This is a genomic window from Pseudomonas sp. PB120 (genome assembly GCF_009761815.1).
GTDB lineage: Bacteria > Pseudomonadota > Gammaproteobacteria > Pseudomonadales > Pseudomonadaceae > Aquipseudomonas.
In genome coordinates, this window is the sequence record NZ_RWIN01000067.1 from 23,503 (window position 1) to 41,022 (window position 17,520).

The 17,520-nt window shown below is 60.4% G+C and carries 17 protein-coding genes; 9 read left to right on the top strand and 8 right to left on the bottom strand.

From position 1 onward, the window contains the following. Positions 1–12 precede the first annotated feature (12 nt). Complete coding sequence (locus EJA72_RS13525; RefSeq protein WP_157711938.1) at positions 13–1,572, top strand: sensor domain-containing diguanylate cyclase; 1,560 nt, start codon at positions 13–15, stop codon at positions 1,570–1,572. Between the two features lie 45 nt (positions 1,573–1,617). Here EJA72_RS13525 and yghU read toward each other — a convergent pair whose 3' ends face one another. Beyond that, the gene (gene yghU, locus EJA72_RS13530; RefSeq protein ID WP_178129351.1) at positions 1,618–2,457 is read right to left on the bottom strand and encodes a glutathione-dependent disulfide-bond oxidoreductase; all 840 of its coding nucleotides are present in this window, start codon (positions 2,455–2,457) and stop codon (positions 1,618–1,620) included. Positions 2,458–2,467: 10 nt separating this feature from the next. Beyond that, positions 2,468–3,817, bottom strand: coding sequence for an MFS transporter (locus tag EJA72_RS13535; RefSeq protein WP_157711939.1), 1,350 nt, complete (start codon positions 3,815–3,817; stop codon positions 2,468–2,470). A gap of 211 nt (positions 3,818–4,028) precedes the next feature. Here EJA72_RS13535 and EJA72_RS13540 point away from each other — a divergent pair, with 211 nt between their 5' ends. Further along, positions 4,029–4,724 carry a tRNA (adenine(22)-N(1))-methyltransferase TrmK gene (locus EJA72_RS13540; RefSeq protein WP_306109998.1) on the top strand — a complete coding sequence of 232 codons (696 nt, stop codon included), beginning with the start codon at positions 4,029–4,031 and terminating at the stop codon, positions 4,722–4,724. Between the two features lie 8 nt (positions 4,725–4,732). Here the strand turns inward: EJA72_RS13540 and EJA72_RS13545 are convergent, their stop codons facing one another. Beyond that, positions 4,733–5,158, bottom strand: coding sequence for a DUF2871 family protein (locus tag EJA72_RS13545; RefSeq protein ID WP_157711941.1), 426 nt, complete (start codon positions 5,156–5,158; stop codon positions 4,733–4,735). Between the two features lie 155 nt (positions 5,159–5,313). Here EJA72_RS13545 and EJA72_RS13550 point away from each other — a divergent pair, with 155 nt between their 5' ends. Then, the gene (locus EJA72_RS13550; RefSeq protein ID WP_157711963.1) at positions 5,314–5,967 is read left to right on the top strand and encodes a TetR/AcrR family transcriptional regulator; all 654 of its coding nucleotides are present in this window, start codon (positions 5,314–5,316) and stop codon (positions 5,965–5,967) included. 34 nt (positions 5,968–6,001) lie between these two features. Here the strand turns inward: EJA72_RS13550 and EJA72_RS13555 are convergent, their stop codons facing one another. Beyond that, positions 6,002–6,367, bottom strand: a complete 366-nt coding sequence (locus tag EJA72_RS13555) for a type 1 fimbrial protein (protein WP_157711942.1) — start codon at positions 6,365–6,367, stop codon at positions 6,002–6,004. 198 nt (positions 6,368–6,565) lie between these two features. On the opposite strand from EJA72_RS13555, the gene EJA72_RS13560 reads away from it, so the two are divergent. Further along, positions 6,566–7,024, top strand: a complete 459-nt coding sequence (locus EJA72_RS13560; RefSeq protein WP_157711943.1) for a MarR family winged helix-turn-helix transcriptional regulator — start codon at positions 6,566–6,568, stop codon at positions 7,022–7,024. A 46-nt stretch (positions 7,025–7,070) separates the two neighbouring features. Here EJA72_RS13560 and EJA72_RS13565 read toward each other — a convergent pair whose 3' ends face one another. Next, positions 7,071–7,631: a YSC84-related protein gene (locus EJA72_RS13565; RefSeq protein ID WP_157711944.1), complete on the bottom strand. Its 561-nt coding sequence runs from the start codon at positions 7,629–7,631 to the stop codon at positions 7,071–7,073. A gap of 385 nt (positions 7,632–8,016) precedes the next feature. Here EJA72_RS13565 and EJA72_RS13570 point away from each other — a divergent pair, with 385 nt between their 5' ends. The 3 genes from EJA72_RS13570 (at position 8,017) to EJA72_RS13580 (ending at position 10,880) form a co-directional block, all read left to right on the top strand. Beyond that, positions 8,017–9,375, top strand: coding sequence for an MATE family efflux transporter (locus tag EJA72_RS13570; protein WP_157711945.1), 1,359 nt, complete (start codon positions 8,017–8,019; stop codon positions 9,373–9,375). Between the two features lie 99 nt (positions 9,376–9,474). Then, positions 9,475–10,152 (top strand): phosphoribosyltransferase, encoded by a 678-nt coding sequence (locus tag EJA72_RS13575; RefSeq protein ID WP_157711946.1) that lies wholly within the window; start codon positions 9,475–9,477, stop codon positions 10,150–10,152. A gap of 158 nt (positions 10,153–10,310) precedes the next feature. After that, positions 10,311–10,880, top strand: a complete 570-nt coding sequence (locus tag EJA72_RS13580) for a YceI family protein (RefSeq protein WP_157711947.1) — start codon at positions 10,311–10,313, stop codon at positions 10,878–10,880. 150 nt (positions 10,881–11,030) lie between these two features. On the opposite strand, the gene EJA72_RS13585 is transcribed toward EJA72_RS13580, so the two are convergent. Then, positions 11,031–12,125, bottom strand: a complete 1,095-nt coding sequence (locus tag EJA72_RS13585; RefSeq protein ID WP_157711948.1) for a Gfo/Idh/MocA family protein — start codon at positions 12,123–12,125, stop codon at positions 11,031–11,033. A 214-nt stretch (positions 12,126–12,339) separates the two neighbouring features. Between EJA72_RS13585 and EJA72_RS13590 the strand changes: the two genes are divergently transcribed. Further along, a complete protein-coding gene (locus tag EJA72_RS13590) occupies positions 12,340–13,560 on the top strand; it encodes an MFS transporter (protein WP_157711949.1) in 1,221 nt (406 codons plus the stop codon). Between the two features lie 224 nt (positions 13,561–13,784). Here the strand turns inward: EJA72_RS13590 and EJA72_RS13595 are convergent, their stop codons facing one another. Next, positions 13,785–14,672 (bottom strand): LysR family transcriptional regulator, encoded by an 888-nt coding sequence (locus EJA72_RS13595; RefSeq protein ID WP_157711964.1) that lies wholly within the window; start codon positions 14,670–14,672, stop codon positions 13,785–13,787. A gap of 1,247 nt (positions 14,673–15,919) precedes the next feature. Between EJA72_RS13595 and EJA72_RS13600 the strand changes: the two genes are divergently transcribed. Further along, on the top strand, positions 15,920–16,177 hold the full coding sequence (locus tag EJA72_RS13600; protein ID WP_157711950.1) for a hypothetical protein: 258 nt from the start codon (positions 15,920–15,922) through the stop codon (positions 16,175–16,177). A gap of 208 nt (positions 16,178–16,385) precedes the next feature. Here EJA72_RS13600 and EJA72_RS13605 read toward each other — a convergent pair whose 3' ends face one another. Then, positions 16,386–17,492, bottom strand: a complete 1,107-nt coding sequence (locus EJA72_RS13605; RefSeq protein WP_157711951.1) for an alkene reductase — start codon at positions 17,490–17,492, stop codon at positions 16,386–16,388. Positions 17,493–17,520 lie beyond the last annotated feature (28 nt).

The window sequence follows — 17,520 nt, forward strand, 5'->3', positions numbered from 1 at the left end:
GGCTAATCGGGCATGAGCGTGAAGCCGTTGATCAGGATCGACCTGCGACGCTTGATCCTGCTGTTTACGTTGGTCACTGCGCTGATCACGCTGGTGAGCAGCCTCTATGTCGTGTATTGGGTCCAGAAGCAGGAGCTGATCGAAGCGACCCTGGAGCCCAATCGCGCCTACGCGACGAAAGTGGCATCGAGCATTGATGAATTCCTCAGGATCAGTCAGGAGCGTCTGGCCTACAGCGCCGAACGCTTGACCGGGCAATTGGGCAACGACGAGTTTTTGAAGAGCGAGGCGGTACGCCTTCAGGGAGAGGATTCGAGCTTCAACTCGATTGCGATATTCGATGCCACCGGGAAAGTATTGGAGGCTGCACCCCAAAGCCTGCAGATCAAGGGACGAACGTTTCGTGACGAGGGTATCGTGCAGGTATTGCGTGACCGCCGACCGACGGTCAGCTCGGCCTTTGTGTCGGAGATCGGTAACCTGGTGATTTTCGTGTCGCATCCCCTGTTCGATGGAAACGGCCAATATACAGGGGCGGTCGGTGGCACCATTTATCTGCAGAAGCAAAGCGTGCTGTACACGTTGATCAGCAAACACTTCCATAAAGGTAATGTGCAGGTTTACGTCGTGGACAGCGGGCGTCGACTGCTTTACTACCCGGACCGTAATCGAATTGGCCAGGCGCTGGGCCCGGATACGGCGGTGGACGCCGCGTTGCGCGGTGACAGCGGTGCCATGGAAAGCATCGATTCCGAAGGGGCCAGCATGCTGGCTGGTTACGCCTACGTGTCTGAGAGTCGCTGGGGTGTTATCTGCGTGCAATCGCGTGAAATCGCCCTGGCACCGCTCAACGCCCTGATGGCCAAAGTGGTTGTGGTAATCGTGCCTATCAGCCTGATCGGTTTCGTGATCATCTGGTGGGTCACCCAATTGATCACCCGGCCCCTGCGTCAGTTGGCGGCCGTGGCAAGTCACCTTGACGCCGGTGACAGCCCTTCTCAAATCCGCTCGGTGCGCACCTGGTACATCGAGGCCGCGCACATTCGCCGGGCGCTGTCGATCGGTGTAGCGCTGACGCAGGAGAAGCTCGGACGCCTCAATCTCCAGGCCCAAAGCGATCCATTGACGGGGCTGCCCAACCGTCGGGCGATGGACGAGGCACTGCAGGTGTTGCAGCAAACACGCACGCCGTTCTCGGTGTTGGCGCTGGACATTGATCACTTCAAGAAGGTGAACGACACCTACGGTCATGACGCCGGCGACGTCGCGCTTCGAGCGATCGCTGATGTGCTCAGGCAGAGCTCGCGGGAGGGCGACCTGCCATACCGGATTGGTGGCGAGGAATTCACCGTGCTGCTTCCGAACACACCAAAAACCAAGGCGATCGAGGTGGCCGAGCGTTTGCGCGCCAGGGTGGAAATCACGAGGATCGACAAGGTCGGGGCCGTCACGATGTCCATTGGCGTGGCGAGTTGGCTGCCGGAAGGCCCCGCTGTGTCCGTCTTACTGAAACAAGCGGACGAGCACCTTTACAAGGCCAAGGAGGGCGGAAGAAACCGGGTAGAGGCATGAGACGTCATGCAGCCTGTTTCCCCCGCACGCTCTATCCAGGGCTCTTTAGCCCAAATCCTCCGCCCGATGCCGTTCGGGCACCTGGCTTTCCTCATCCCCCCACGTCCGGTTGACGCGTTGGCCCCGGATGACCGCAGGCCGGTTGGCGATGTCCTCGGCCCAGCGCTGCACGTGGGTGTACTCGTGCGCAGACAGAAACTCGGCCGCCGAGTACACGTTATTCCGCACCAACTGCCCGTACCAGGACCAGACCGCGATATCGGCAATGGTGTAGCGCTCACCGGCCAGGTAGGGGCTTTCAGCCAGGCGACGGTCGAGGACATCCAGCTGACGCTTGGTTTCCATGGTGAAACGGTTGATCGGGTATTCGAGCTTGTCCGGCGCGTAGGCGTAGAAATGGCCGAAGCCACCGCCCAGGTAGGGCGCCGCACCCATCTGCCAGAACAGCCAGTTCAGGGTTTCGGTGCGCCCGGCCAGATCGGTGGGCAGGAAGGCGCCGAATTTTTCCGCCAGATACAGCAGGATCGAACCGGATTCGAAGACGCGAATCGGCGGCTCTGCGCTGCGGTCCAGCAGGGCCGGGATTTTTGAATTGGGGTTGATCTCGACAAAGCCGCTGGAGAACTGGTCGCCTTCATTGATGCGGATCAGCCAGGCGTCGTACTCGGCATCGGCATGCCCCAGCGCGAGCAGCTCCTCCAGCAGAATGGTGACCTTCACGCCATTGGGCGTGGCCAGCGAATAGAGCTGCAACGGGTGCTTGCCGGTCGGCAGCACTTTGTCATGGGTCGGGCCGGCGGTCGGGCGGTTGATGCTGGCGAACTGGCCGCCAGATGGGGCGTTGTGTTTCCAGACCTTGGGCGGAACATAAGACGCTTTGCTCACGAGAGGGACCTCATTCAGTGGCGGTGATGACGTGGGGCGCGGGCTCAAAGCTACCACCCGTCGACACATCATGCAGCGAAATCCGTGAAGTCTCCCGCAGCGCCAAACCGCCGGCCAGCGCGAGCACTGCAATCGCGATCAAATAGAACGCCGGCGAGAGATTGCTGCCAGTCGTGCTGATCAGCCATGTCGCCATCAGCGGCGCGGTGCCCCCGAACAGGGTGTAGGCCATGTTGTAGGTGATCGCGGACGCGGTGTAGCGGGTGCGTGTGGGGAAGGTTTCCGAGAGCAACGCGGCGGTCACCACATTGCACAACACCGCGCCAATCGCCAGCAGCATCACGCCGAGGACGGAGGCTGCGAACGACCCGGAACTGGCCATGAGGAACGACGGGTACACCGCCACCATCAACAACACGCAGGCCGACATGATCGTCATCCGCCGCCCGACCCGGTCCGAATACAGGCCGGCCAGCGGGCAGATCAGCGCGGCGAAGCTCAGTGCAATCAGCGACACCAGCAACGCCGTCGCGCGACTCAGGCCACCCGCGACTTGCAGGTAGGTCGCAAAGTAAGTGGTGAACATATAGAAGGAGAGTGCCGTCAGCGAAATGAATGCGCCCAGGCAGCAGATCGCCGTGCCATGGTTGCGCAGGGTGTCCTTGAGCGGGGAGTGCGCCACCGCATGTTGCTGGGTCACGGCCTGAAACGCCGGGGTTTCATCCAGCTTCCAGCGCAGGTAAAGACCCACCAGCCCCAGTGGCGCGGCAATCAGGAAGGGCAGGCGCCAGCCCCAGCTGCCCATGGCCTCGGCCGACAAAGACGCCTCCAGTGCGTAAGCCACCACCGCTGCCGAGGCGAAAGCGGCAAAGGTCGACACCGGAATAAAACTGCCATACCAGGCCCTTTTATCATTGGGCGCATGTTCCATCAGATACGCGCAGGCACCAGCATATTCGCCCCCGGCGGAAAACCCCTGGGCGCAGCGGATCAGGCTCAGCAGCACGGGCGCCATGACGCCGATCGCCGCATAGGTGGGCAACAACCCGATCAAGGTCGTCGCACCGGCCATCAACAGGATGGTCATGGCCAGGGTGCGCTTGCGCCCGATCTTGTCCCCCAGCATGCCGAAGAAAATCCCGCCCAGGGGCCGAAAGGCAAAGGCCACGGCAAACACCGCGAAGGTTTTCAGCAGTGCAGCGCTGGCATCGCCGCTGGGGAAAAACTGCTGGGCGATGGTGGTCGCCAGAAAGCCATACACGGCAAAGTCGAACCACTCGACAAAATTGCCGATGGCAGCGGCGACGATTACTTTTCTCAGCGTTTGCGGGCTGACCTGCTCTGCGGCGGCACTTGTCATGCTGAACCTCGACGATTTCATCCGTTAACGTTCGATTATCGAGGCAGCGGCTGAAACGTCTCAGCCCAAAAGTGTCGTCGGCATAGTCAGGAGCGACTTGGCCCCCGGTCGCACCCATTTGAAATCCACGCCAATGCCCGACACAATCGCGTCCCGATCCGGTCAGGTGCCGGGCATTCGTGGTGACATTCGTGGTGAAAAGGAACTGCAGTTGAACGAACACACATTGTCCATGCGCCTGGAGCGTGTCGCGGCGCATGTGCCCGCCGGTGCGCGCCTGGCCGACATCGGCTCCGATCACGGCTACCTGCCGGTGGCGTTGATGCGCCGTGGCGCCATTGCAGCGGCGGTGGCGGGCGAGGTGGCGTTGACGCCGTTCCATGCGGCCGAGCGCACCGTGCGCGAGAACGGCCTGGAAGAAAGGATCACCGTGCGCCATGCCAGCGGCCTGGCGGCGATCGAGCCGGGTGACGGGATCACGGCGATCAGCATCTGTGGCATGGGCGGCGAGACGATCCGCGACATCCTCGACAATGGCAAGACGCACTTGAGCGGCCAGGAGCGCCTGATCCTGCAGCCCAACGGCGGCGAGCAGCCGTTGCGCCAATGGCTGATGGAAAATGACTACCGCATCGTTTGTGAGGAACTGCTGCGAGAAAACCGTTTCGACTACGAAATCATCGTCGCCGAGCGCGCCGGTCCGGTGATGTACACCGCCGAGGAACTGTACTTCGGCCCGTTGCAGATGCAGACCCGCAGCCCGGCGTTCCTGTTCAAATGGCAACACAGGCTGCGCCACAAGCAACAGACCCTGGCCAGCTTCGCCCGGGCGCGGCAAGCCGTGCCCGAGGAGAAGGTGCGAGAACTGGCTCGGGAAGCCGGGTGGATCAGCGCGCTGCTGGCTTGAGTCTGCCGTTATGACAGGCGCGATTCGCCTGTCGCGCTGCTGAGTTTCTCGGCCGTGAACCCGACCCGCGAGAACACCAGCCACACAAACAGCAGCACGCCGCAGCCAACCAGCAGGGAAGCGGCAGCAATCAAGGGCTCGACAGACGCGAACCCCCTCAGACGTAGCGTCAACGCGCCGAGCATCACCGGAACGCCGATGTTGTACGTCCAGAACTGGACTGCGGCAATGCGTCCTTCGCTGATTGACGGGTGCGCGGTACCGATGATTCCGAATAGCGCCATCGACACCCATCCCAACAGATTGACATGGGCATGTACGGCGAAAAGCGAGTGGTCGCCGGACGCACCCATCACCACACCCATCACGACGCCGATGGCAAAGTAGAGGGCTGCGAGCCGGAACCAGGTCCGAGAACGGGGGTTGTGATTCATGGCATTCACCTCATGCGCCCCAAGGCGCGCTCAGTTGCTGAAATGCCTGGCGTAGCGGTCTGCGCACAGGCCGGTGCCTCGTCCCGTGACACCGTGTTCGATCACGTCTAATATGAGACTAAAGTCTCATGACAAGACAGAGTATCATTTATTCCATGTCGATCCCCACGTCAAGCCCGTCTACCCCGAACGGCGATCCGCAAGGTCGCGACAACCAGAAACGCCGGACCCGCCAGGCGCTGATCGATGCCGCCGTCGCACTGCGCGAAGAAGGCCTCAACCCGACAGTTGCGCAAGTGGCCGAGCGGGCGATGGTGTCGCGTGCCACGGCGTATCGCTACTTTCCTTCAAACGAAGCCTTGATCAGCGAGACAGTGGCCGAACGCGACATGAAGCCGCTGGAGAGCTTCTGGCGGCCGGGAGACGATCCGCTAAAAGGCATCGGCCAGGCGGCGAAGGCGCTGAACACACTCTTGGTTGATGACGAGATCGGCCTGCACGCGATGGAGCGTTCGTTCATGACCGTGTGGCTCGAAAACGAGTCCCACGACAAACCTCTGCGGCCGGGTCGACGCATGAACTACATCGAGCCGATTGTCGACTCGCTGAAGGACGTGCTCACACCCCGGGCGCGCAAACGCCTGAAGCAGGCGCTGTCGATGGTCATGGGCACCGAGGCGATGATTGCCGTGCGCGATATCGGCCAGGCGAGTATCGAAGAATCACTGGACGCCGCTGGCTGGGCGGCTCGGGCGCTGGTTCGTCAGGCGCTGGCGGAAGATGAACAGGCGCGGCGCAAGCGCGGTTGACCTCGGCCCGACCATGTTCTAAATGCATCGGTGGTCAAGGCATGCTCAGCGTAATCAGGTACATCCCGGAGCGTACTGGCTTGCCTGCGCCATCTACCAACTCATACTGTGAGTCGTAATAACGATCTTTCTGGCCACTGTCAGCGAGCCGTTTGACATTGACGCTACCGTGCCCGCGGATGACCGGCCCCAGGCTGTTCACCTTCATCGTCACCGCGTGGCCGGGAAAAGGGCAGCCGTTCAGCTCAAATGCAGCCTGTGTACTCGCGCGAGACGTGCAGCCCGGCTCGACAATGCTCCCATGAAACTGGACGGTACCTGATGGTGGGGCGGCCGCCAGGCACGTGCCTTTGAGCGCGAGAAAAAGGCTGATACAAACCGATATTTGTTTACCGTTCATGTCTCACGCTCGTTGGATAGTGACTACTGCGTCGACACTATCCAGCGAAACTGGAGGGTTTGGTTGTTTCCAAAGTCTTCCGGCGCTTGGGGCAGACTCCGCGTCTGGGAAACTGCCGGAAAGATGCATTTGCGATCCCATCGCATGCGATGTAGAGTTTCTCTCTGCACCCCATCGCCCTGGCCACGGAGAATATTCATGAAGTCCCCTGAAAAAACCGCCGCCCTCGACCTGAAGCTTTCCGAGTTCCTGTGCTTTGCGGTCTATTCCTCAAACCTGGCCTTCGGCAAGGCGTACAAGCCAATGCTCGAGCGGCTCGGACTCACGTACACGCAATACATCACGCTCGTGGCGCTGTGGGAGGAAGACAATCAGACCGTTGGCAGTCTTGGCGAGAAGCTGTTTCTCGAATCCAACACCCTCACGCCGATCCTGAAGAAGCTGGAAGCGATGGGCTATGTGCTGCGCCAGCGTGACCCTCAGGACGAACGACAGGTGCGGATCAGCCTGACGAAAGAGGGGCGCACACTGCGTGAAGGCCTTTCGGAAGATGGCTTCCCGCAAACCGGCCTCGATCCCGACGACTTTGTGCAAATGCAGAAGGCCATCGTGAAGCTGCGGGACAATCTCATTCGCACGACGAAAGACCGGGAATAACCTGCGCGTTTAATGACTGGCGCCTCCCTGCGCCAGGCAGACGAACTTAGCGCTTGATCAGGGAAATCTTCGTGCCTTCGATGCTCACCCCGGCCATTAAACCCTGCTGGTCGAAAATGAACGCGTAGGCGTCGTCCTTCAGCGTTGAGCTGGACAGGTTCTTCGCGACCCCCTCATCCACGACCACCACCGTGGGGCCTACGCCGATTTCCCAGCCTTTGGTCTCGCGCAGGTAATTCACGGCCTTGTCGTTCATCAGAAACACTGCATACCCGTAAGACTGGGCGCCGGCCTGCAGCCCCCATGACCCGGTCACCGAGTTGTAATAACTGTCGACGGTCTTGCCCTTCAACAATTCACCTTCGCCATAGCCCCCACCGAACACCAGGCCCGCCTTGATGATTTTCGGGAAGACAAGGATCGCTTTGGCGTTGTGGGAAATGGTTTCGGCAAAGGGATGGGTTTTGTAGAGGTTTTGCAACGCTTGCCGGGAGTCGGTATTGAGGTCCTCGGCGGTTGTCGCCCCGGCCGTGTTGAGCAGACTTGCCGACGCCAGTGAGGCCGTCGCGAGGACCATCGACAGGAAAAAGCGCATTGACTGAGTCATTTTCGTACTCCGGTTCGGGAGCATGGGATGTGAGCAGCAGTCAGCGCCTGCCCCCCGGCAGAAGTGCCTACTGAAGATTATCCGGCGCACCCTGAAATGTGTGATCTGGCTTCGCCTGGATCATTGGCGAGGCCATCACCTGCTTTGACCACTGCGCGTACGCGGGGTTCGCCAAGCTTTCCTGTAGGAGCGAGCTTGCTCGCGAAGGTCGTTAACAATAACGCGTGCTTACTGGCTGAACGCGGCGATCTTCTGTCCATCGCGAGCAAGCTCGCTCCTACAGGTAGCAAATCCAATCGGGTAACCGATTCATTTCACTTTGTTTATCGCCGCTGACGCTATCCTCTAGAATCCCATCCCCGCAGCCGAGCTGGACGTCCACCCAATGCGCACCCCGACTACCCCACACTCCCTCTGGAAAACCTACCTGCTTTTCCTCGGCCCCATGGTCCTCTCCAATTTCCTGCAGTCCATGTCGGGCACCGTCAACAGCATCTACATCGGGCAAATGCTCGGCACCCAGGCCCTGGCCGCCGTCTCCGGCATGTTTCCCATCGTGTTCTTCTTCATCGCGTTGGTCATTGGCCTGGGCGCGGGGGCGGGCGTGTTGATCGGTCAGGCCTGGGGCGCGCGCGAACCGCATCTGGTGAAAGCCATTGCGGCCACCACGTTGCTGCTGGGCGCCATCATCGGCCTGGTCGCTGCGGTGTTGGGCAGTGTGTTCGCCAGGTCAGCGTTGCAAGGCTTGGGCACGCCCGCCGACGTCCTCGACGACGCCGTGTCCTATGCCCACGTGATGATGTGGATCATGCCGTCGCTGCTGGTCTACGTGCTGTTCACCCAATTGCTGCGCGGGGTGAGCGATACGGTGTCGCCGCTGGTGGCGCTGGTGGTGTCGACGTGCATCGGGCTGGCGCTGACGCCGGCGTTGATTCGCGGCTGGTTCGGGTTGCCGATGATGGGGATTCAAAGCGCGGCGTATGCCGGGTTGGCGGGTAACCTGGCAGCGATGGGGTGGTTGGCGTGGCGCTTGATTCGGCGGGCGCATCCGTTAGCGCCGGATCGGGAGATGTTCGCCGCGATGCGCCTGGACCGGGAGATTCTCGGCAAAGTGTTGCGCATCGGCTTGCCGACCGGGTTGCAGATGGTGGTGTTGTCGGTCTCGGAACTGGTGATCCTGACGCTGGTGAACCAGCACGGTTCCCAGGCAACGGCGGCTTACGGGGCGGTGACGCAGATCGTCAACTACGTGCAGTTCCCGGCGCTGTCGATTGCTATCACGGCCTCGATCCTTGGCGCGCAGGCGATCGGGGCAGGGCGCCTGGAGCGCATGGGGCCGATTTTGCGTACGGGGCTGTTGATCAATGTGTGCCTGACCGGTGGGCTGGTGGTGTTGGGTTATCTGCTGTCGCACTGGCTGCTGGGGTTGTTCCTCACCGATGAATTGACGCAGGCGAAGGCGCAGCACTTGCTGCACATCATGCTCTGGAGCCTGTTGGTATTCGGCTTCCAGGCCATTGTCGGCGGCATCATGCGCGCCAGCGGAACGGTGCTGGTGCCGATGGCGGTGTCGATTTTCTGCGTGGTGCTGGTGCAGCTGCCGGTGGCGTATGTGCTGGACGGGCAGTTCGGGTTGCAGGGTGTGTGGATGGCGTTTCCGGTGGCGTACCTGGGGATGCTGCTGTTGCAGACGATGTATTACAAACTGGTGTGGAAACATCAGAAAATCGAGCGGTTGGTGTAGGCGGGCGGGCGGGCTTGCTGCCGGCCACCTTCAGACCGACAATCGTGGGTGGCCGTGTGACGCGAACCGACAGGCGTGATCGCCTGGGGAGGTGTTCAAATGAGCTTCTCATCGCCAACCCTTTTGCAAGACCGTGCCGACGCCGGTCGGCGTCTGGTGGCGCCCTTGCTCAAGTACGCCCATCGCCCCGACGTCATCGTCCTCGCCTTGCCCCGTGGCGGTGTGCCGGTCGCGTATGAAGTGGCGACGGCGCTGGGCGTTCGCCTCGACCTGATGCTGGTGCGCAAGCTGGGCGTGCCGTCCCATCAAGAGTACGCCATGGGTGCCATCGCCAGCGGTGGTATCCAGATCCTCAATGAACCTGCACTGCGTGCCCATCCGATTGATAAGGCTGCGTTCGACGCCGTGGTCGCGCGGGAAACCGGGGAGCTGTTGCGGCGCGAACAGGCCTACCGGGGAACGCGCGCGCCGCTGCAACTCAAGCATCAGGTGGTGGTTCTGATCGACGACGGACTGGCGACGGGCGCTTCGATGATGGCGGCGATACTGGCGGTGCGAGTGCACGAGCCGTCTCGGATCGTGGTCGCCGTACCGGTGGCACCGATTGAGACGGTGCAAACGGTGCGTCGTGAAGTGGACGAGTTGCACTGCCCGATTACACCCGACTGGTTCATGTCGATCGGGCATTGGTACATGGATTTCACCCAGACCGCGGATGCCGAGGTTATCGAGCTGTTGCAGCGGGCCTGGAAGAGGGAAGGCGGTGGCGGAATTTGATGGCGGCAAAACAATGATGCGAGTAATTCCCGCCTCGGTTCAGGCCATCTGATCCGGTTTGCGCCGGTCCAGAAGACGGGTGGCGGCTGGAATAATGGGCGTTTCTTTGCTTAAGTGCTCCTGTCGATGGCCTGTCTGAGCCACGACCGGAGCCCTCCATGAACACTCGTTTTGTGCCGTTCACCCTGCTGGCGGTTGCGCTCACCGTTGGCGCATTACCCTGCGCTCACGCCCTCCAGTACAAAGACGTAAACGCCACGGCCAGTACCCTCAGCTTCACCTACTCGCAAATGGGCTCGAACATGTACGGCACGTTCCGCGAGTTCGAGGGCACACTCGATTTCGATACCGACAACCTCGCGACGGCCCATGCGGCACTCACCATCCAGCTCGACAGCATCGATGCCGGCAGCAGCGACGCCGACACCGAACTGAAAAAACCGGCCTGGTTCGACACCGAGAAGTACCCGGTGGCGACATTTGAATCGACCGGCGTGAAAGCACAGGGCGGCAACCGCTACGTGATCAGCGGAAAACTCACCCTCCGGGGCATTACCCGTGATGTCGACGTACCGGTTGAACTGCGATCCGACAACGCCATCGGCATCTTTGACGGCCAACTGGTGCTCAAGCGAAGCGACTTCAAAGTCGGCGATGGCGAGTGGGCCGACACGGTGGTCTCCAACGACATCAACATCCGTTTCCGGATGGTGGCGCCGCAGCGGTAGCCCGGTCGTACACAAACAAATGTAGGAGTGAGCCGGCTCCGGGCGGCGTTCCGACGATAGCGGTGTGTCAGTCAACACATGTATTAACTGATACACCGCCATCGTCGGAACGCCGCCCGGAGCCGGCTCGCTCCTACAGGGTTACGGGTTTCAGGCGAGTGGCGACTGGACCCCTTTTTTCGCCGCATCCAGCAACCGGTGCAAGCGCAATGCATCGTCAAAGGTTGCCGCAGCACGGGTGCCTTCGGCCACATCTTGCGCATACACGTGATACAGCTCCGCCAGTTCCAGCACCGCCGACGGCAGCGTGGAGGCCGGCAGTCGCAGGTACTGTTCTGGCAGCGGCAAGACTTCCAGCGCCAGGTTGTCACCGTGCGCACCCTCGATCACGTAATCGTCGCCGACATCACCGAACGCGGAGCGGTTGGTGATCTTGAGGTCGCCCTCATCGCCGGTAATGTCGATCTGAACCCCGGACCCGTTGCGTTTGCCGCCTTCGATGTGAACCGAAACCACGGCGCCGTCATCGAGCAGGCCGCTGAGCACCAGTTGATCCGGCGCGCTGCTGTCCAGCACTTCGCCGGTTTCCTTGATGGTGACTTTCGGGAACTGGTTGACCAGCAATCCCGAGACGCTGCGCGGCCAGCCTGTGGCGGTGAAGAGCATGTCGAGGAAGTGCCCGGCGTAGATTGCGATCACGCTGGAGAAGTTCTCTTCCGGCGCGGTCCAGCGCAAGGCGTTCGGTCGCAGCGCCTGGAAGTAATTCATGCTGACGTGCAGGCGAACCGAACGCAGCTTGCCGACGTAGCCCTGCTGCAACAAGTCCTGCAGGTAGCGATTGTGCGGGGCGTGGCGACGTTGCAGGCCGACGATGTGGCGCACGCCGGCATCGTTCGCCAGTTGAAGCAATTGCTCGGAGGCGGCGGTCGTGGTGGTCAGCGGCCATTCGCAGTAGACGTTTTTGCCGGCCGCGATGGCTGCGCGCACGGTCTGTTCATGCTGCGGCGCGGTGTTGAGCACCACCACCAGGTCGACGTCGGGGTTGTTCACCAGGGCGTCGACCGAATCGGCCACCTGCAAAATGCCGTATTCGCCGGCCGCGGCTTCGGCGCGTTCGCGACCTTCGCTGTACACCGCTTGCAGCGTGTATTGCGGCAGCAGATCGAGCACCCGCAGATGGCCGTGGCGTGCCCAGTTGCCGACACCGACGATGCCGACGCGAATGGGGGAAGTTTGAGTGGTCATGGGAGTGTCCTCGTAGGGTTGATAGCTGACGAGGCAAAGTCTAGGGAGCGCGGCCTGTGGGAAAAACGGGGCGGAGTGCCGAACTCTTCGGACACGGAGGGCGCTAATCCAGCGATTGCGGAGTGATTGATCCAGAGTGATTGGAGCGCCAGCCGGTTTTTCCGCCTCGGGGCGCTCCCTACCATGGCTCCACTCATTACTGTGGAGTTTTCCCATGAACGATATGCACGCAATACCGGCCACCGCTGCGCTCGCGCAACCGCAGCCGTCCTCCTGGCGCGACTGGCTGTCGGTGTACTCCGTCGCCCTTGGCGCCTTCGCGTTTGTGACCACTGAATACCTGCCGGTGGGCGTCTTGCCGCAGATCGCCAGCCATCTGGGGATTACCGAGGGCGTCGCCGGATTGATGGTGAGCGTGCCGGGGATGGTTGCAGCGGTGTCGGCGCCGGCGATCATGCTTGGTGCGGGGCGCATGAACCGCCGGCATCTGTTACTGCTGCTGACGCTGTTGCTGGTGGCGTCCAACGTCGTGTCGGCCCTGGCGCCATCGCTGGCGGTCATGCTGCTGGGGCGCGGCTTGCTGGGGGTTGCGCTGGGCGGTTTCTGGGCCGTGGCGATTGCGGCGGCGGGGCGCCTGGTCAGAGAGTCGAAAGCGGCGAAAGCCACGGCATTGATTTTTGCCGGGATTACCCTGGCCACGGTGTTCGGCGTCCCGTTTGGCACGTTTGTCAGCACGCTGTTTTCCTGGCGGATGTCCTTTGCCGTGACTGCCGCACTGGCCTTGCTCGCGCTGATCGCACAGGCGCTGACGTTGCCGTCGCTGCCCTCCCGCGAAGGTTTGCAGGTGCGCGCACTGGTGGCGTTTCTGTCGCGCAGCAATGCTCGGCGCAGCATGCTGTTGCTCGGGACGGTAGTGGCCGCCCACTTCACGGCCTACACCTACATTGCGCCGTTCCTGGGGCATGACGCCGGCTTCTCGGCGAGTTCAATCACCGCCATCCTGCTGGGTTTTGGCCTGGTGGGCATGCTGGCCAATTTCGCCATGGCCGGGAGCATCACCACCCATTTGCGCGCTTCTTTGGGCGCCGTGGTGGTGCTGATGGTGATCGCGCAATTGCTCCTGCCCGCGTTGCAGGGGTTTGGCGTGACGTTGGCGGTGTTGGCGTGGGGCGTTGCTTATGGTGCGATTCCCCTGGGCGTGAGCAGCTGGATGCAACTCACCTCGCCGTACTTGCCGGAAGCCAGTTCTGCGATGTTGGTGACGACGTTTCAGGTGGCGATTGCTTCAGGCTCGCTGTTCGGCGGCTTGATGGTCGATCACGCCGGCGTGTCGTCGGCACTGTGGCTGGGCGCCGGGATCGGCGTGATTGGTTTGGCGGTGATGCTCAGTTTCGGAATCGGTAAAGCCCCGATCGCCGAGAAGCTCTCCCGTTGAGCGATTCCGTTTGCTTACTGTAGGAGCGAGCCTGCTCGCGATGGTCGTGAACGATAACGCGTGTTTTCTGGTTTAACGCATTTCTGTAGGAGCGAGCTTGCTCGCGATGGTCGTGAACGATAACGCGCGTGTTCTGGTTGAGCGCGGCGCTCTCGAGTCCATCGCGAGCAAGCTCGCTCCTACAAAAGCATGACTGCGCTCGTCAGGGCCTTGCAGCGCCAAACTCAGCCTTTCAAGATGTTGTCTTTGAAATAATCGATCAACACCCGCAACCTCGGTGCGGTCTGCTTGGACGCAGGCCAGAGCATCCACAGATTGCCGGTGTGGTCGGTGTACTCCTCCAGCACTACCCTCAGCCTGCCATCGGCCAGTGGCTGGCGGATTGAAAAATCCGGCAGGCAGGCAATCCCCACCCCATCCATCGCCAGGTACGTCAGCGGGTCCATCGTGGTGCACGTCAGGGCCTTCGACAGGTTCGGCTCGATGTGCGTCTCGCCGATGCGCAGCGGCCAGCGCTCGATCATCCCCGTGGCCGGAAACTTGTGCAGCAGGCACACGTGGCGACTCAGGTCGTCCGGGTGCGTCGGTTCGCCGTGTTGTTTCAGGTACTCGGGCGACGCGACCAATTGCAGCTGATAGCCCCCCAACTTGCGCGCCATCAGCCGCGAGTCCTGGGGCGCACCTGTGCGGATCACCGCATCGAACCCTTCCTCGATCACGTCCACCATGCGGTCGGACATGTCCACGTCCAGCTCGATGTCCGGGTAGGCGCGCATGAACCCGGCCAGCACCGGCATGATCAGCACGTTCTGGATCGGCACACTGATGCGCACCTTGCCCCGGGGGCTGGCGGACAGCTCGAGCAACTCCATCTGCGCCGCTTCCACTTCACTGAGAATGCGTTTGCAGCGGTCCAGGAACAGTTCGCCTTCGGTGGTCAGGGTGACGCTGCGGGTGCTGCGATGGAACAGACGCACGCCGAGGCGTTCCTCCATGCGCGCCACGCTCTTGCCCACGGCCGACGAGGAGATTTCCAGCAGGCGGCCGGCTTCGGTGAAGCTGCGGGTCTCGGCCACCTGAATGAAAGCCGTGATGCCGCTGAGGCTGTCCATCATGTGCGGTGTGCTCGGTGCGGGGAGGGGTTGATGCAGAGTAGAGGCGGGAGGGGGATTTGCAAAGATGGGATCGAGAGACGAGCGAGATGATGAGCGCTAGTGCATGCGACATGTGAATAGGTGGCCTTATAAAGCATTTACGAGGTGTCCTTCATCCATCCTTGAACCAATGCGCGGTGACTGCCCAACACTGCCGGTCATGAACAACAAAACTACTGCTATGCGCAATTGCCGAGTCAAACATTGCCCTGGTCGAGCTGGCTATTTAAAAGTATAGATGAATCATTTGCTCTAAGGTAAATGATGTTTATAGCTAATTGATATTGCCTGGCTGTTATTTCTAACAGTATACATTGCTATGGGGAGCGCTTAGCGTATCGATGAGTGTTAGTAATGGTTTCTGGGTAATTATTTTCATGGCGCTATGTAGAAGCATGTTGCGATGGTGCTTTTATGGCGGGACGAATGCAAAGCTTCAAGCTTGCGGGAGTTGAATCGTGGCAGCTGTTATTAATGGATCAGTCGGCGGGGTTTTTTATGAGAGTTATGAAGAAAAGTGATCTTTTTGTATTTTGTCTCGCCGCGTCGGCGAGTTTCAGTCTGATGGCGTGTGCGGAGGATGTTGAACAACAAAATAGGAGTGATACCTGTAACGCATTGTTCAGTGATGACACAAGTCCATTCAAACTCGCATTCGGTCGCCTTTCCCCCCAACCCTATTTGAGTACATGTTTAGAAAACACTTCTGAAGTCTGTGTTGTCGCGGCTCAATACGCTCACGAAGCAAGACGGCTTGAGCTTCGTGTTAGTATGCCCAGTTTCTGCCTAATTGGCGAAGCAACACAATAAGACCCCAGGCCTTTGACTTGGTGATCTCAACCGACCCGTAAATATCAGCGCCGGGATTGGCGCCGATGACGGGGTCGCTGAGAATTTGCAGCCTGCCCCGGTGAGCTCACGGTAGCGTGTTGATCGAATCGGTCTAGTCGGCAGAATTGTTTTGCAGGATCTGCTCAGGCCTTTTCGCCTGCCGTTCAACACCTTGGCTGTCGGCGCTGTAGCTATGGATATATGGATTGTCTGGATGATGAGCCGCGAAATCCGGCAGATTTGTATCCGCGGTTGAATTGTTTGCTCTATAAGGTATTTCGAACGATTATTAAAAACTGTTAATTCTATCAGGTGTGTATTTTTTTAGCGTGCACATCATGGGGGCTCCTAAGTGTGCTGTTGGAGATGTCAAAATGAAAATCACCAAATCCTCATTCGCTGGCTTTTCACTTGTAGCAGCCTTCGCGCTGACGACGCAACTGAGTATGGAGAGGCTTCTACCTGTCGCTGACGCAGCGCCGATGAAATTCGATAGCGATTTAAATGCTTTGATGTATACGAAGGATGCCGCCGTATTGAATAGTGTAAAGAACGAATTAAAACCCAAACAAAATGCGGCCTCGGGATTGATAGTGGCTGATTGTGACCTGCCACATGATCAATGCACCTAGAAATTTCTTCCCCTCAGAGCCATTGGTAGTGATAGAGATAACTTTGCCTCCCACTCCACAGTTTTCGTAGCCCTTAATCCCTACGCGAACAAACTTAAGAAGCACCATCGTTGGGAGTGCTCCCCCTGGACCTGTCTACGCAGGACTTAAGCGGGGGCTAGTTCCAGGCGGAGTTCCAACGATGGCGGCTTTACAGCTAACGAGGATTTCAGGCAGTGGCTTGGTAGAACGGATAATCCGTAAACCCTACCTCAGTACCCCCGTAAAACGTGTCACGGTCATAAGCATTCAATGGCAGGTTATGCCGAATGCGTTCCGGCAAGTCCGGGTTGGCGATGAAGTCGCGACCAAACGCCACCAGATCCGCATCGCCCGCTTGCAGGATCTGCTCGGCGGACGCCGCGTCAAAGCCACCGGCAGCGATGATCACACCGTCGTAATGCTTGCGGATCAGCTGCGCCGCGACCGGGTTCTGGTCCTTGGTTTCATCGATCGAGTTGCCCAGTACACGCGGCTCGATCAAGTGCAGATAGGCCAGTTTCATCGGCGCCAGTTGCTCGGCGACGTACACGAACAACGCTTCGGGATTGCTGTCTTTCATGCCGCCGAAATTACCGCTCGGGCCCAGACGCACGGCCACCCGTTCGCTGCCCCACACCGAAACAATGGCACGGGTGATGTCCAGCAAAAAGCGCGAGCGCTTGGCGATGGTGCCGCCGTAGGCGTCGGTGCGCTGGTTGCTGCCGTCTTGCAGGAACTGGTCGATCAGGTAACCGTTGGCGCCGTGGATTTCCACGCCGTCGAAACCGGCTTCCAGCCCCCGTTGTGCGGCGCTGCGAAAATCTTCGATCAAGCCTTCGACTTCCGCTTCGCTGAGTGCGCGGTGCGGGGTGCTCGGGACCCAGCCATTGGCGGTGTAAGCCACACCGTCATACTCGACGGCCGACGGTGCAACCGGTTGTGCGCCGCCGGGCTGCATGTCGCTGTGGGACTGGCGACCGGCGTGGAACAGTTGCAGGAAAATCCGCCCGCCCTTGGCGTGCACCGCTTCGGTAATGACTTTCCAGCCGGGAATCTGTGCGTCGTTATACAGGCCCGGCGAACCGAGGTAGCCGTTGCCGGTGGTCGACACCACGGTGGCTTCGGAAATGATCAGCCCGCCGTCAGTGGCGCGCTGGGAATAGTACTCGGCCATCAATGCGCCAGGCAGGTCGCCCGGCTCGGAACGCATGCGGGTCAGTGGCGCCATGACGACGCGGTGGGAGAGGGCGTGTGGGCCGATGTTGATCGTGGACAGCAGGGTTGGGTGATTCATGGTGACCTCCAGTAAGTGTCTGGAGGCG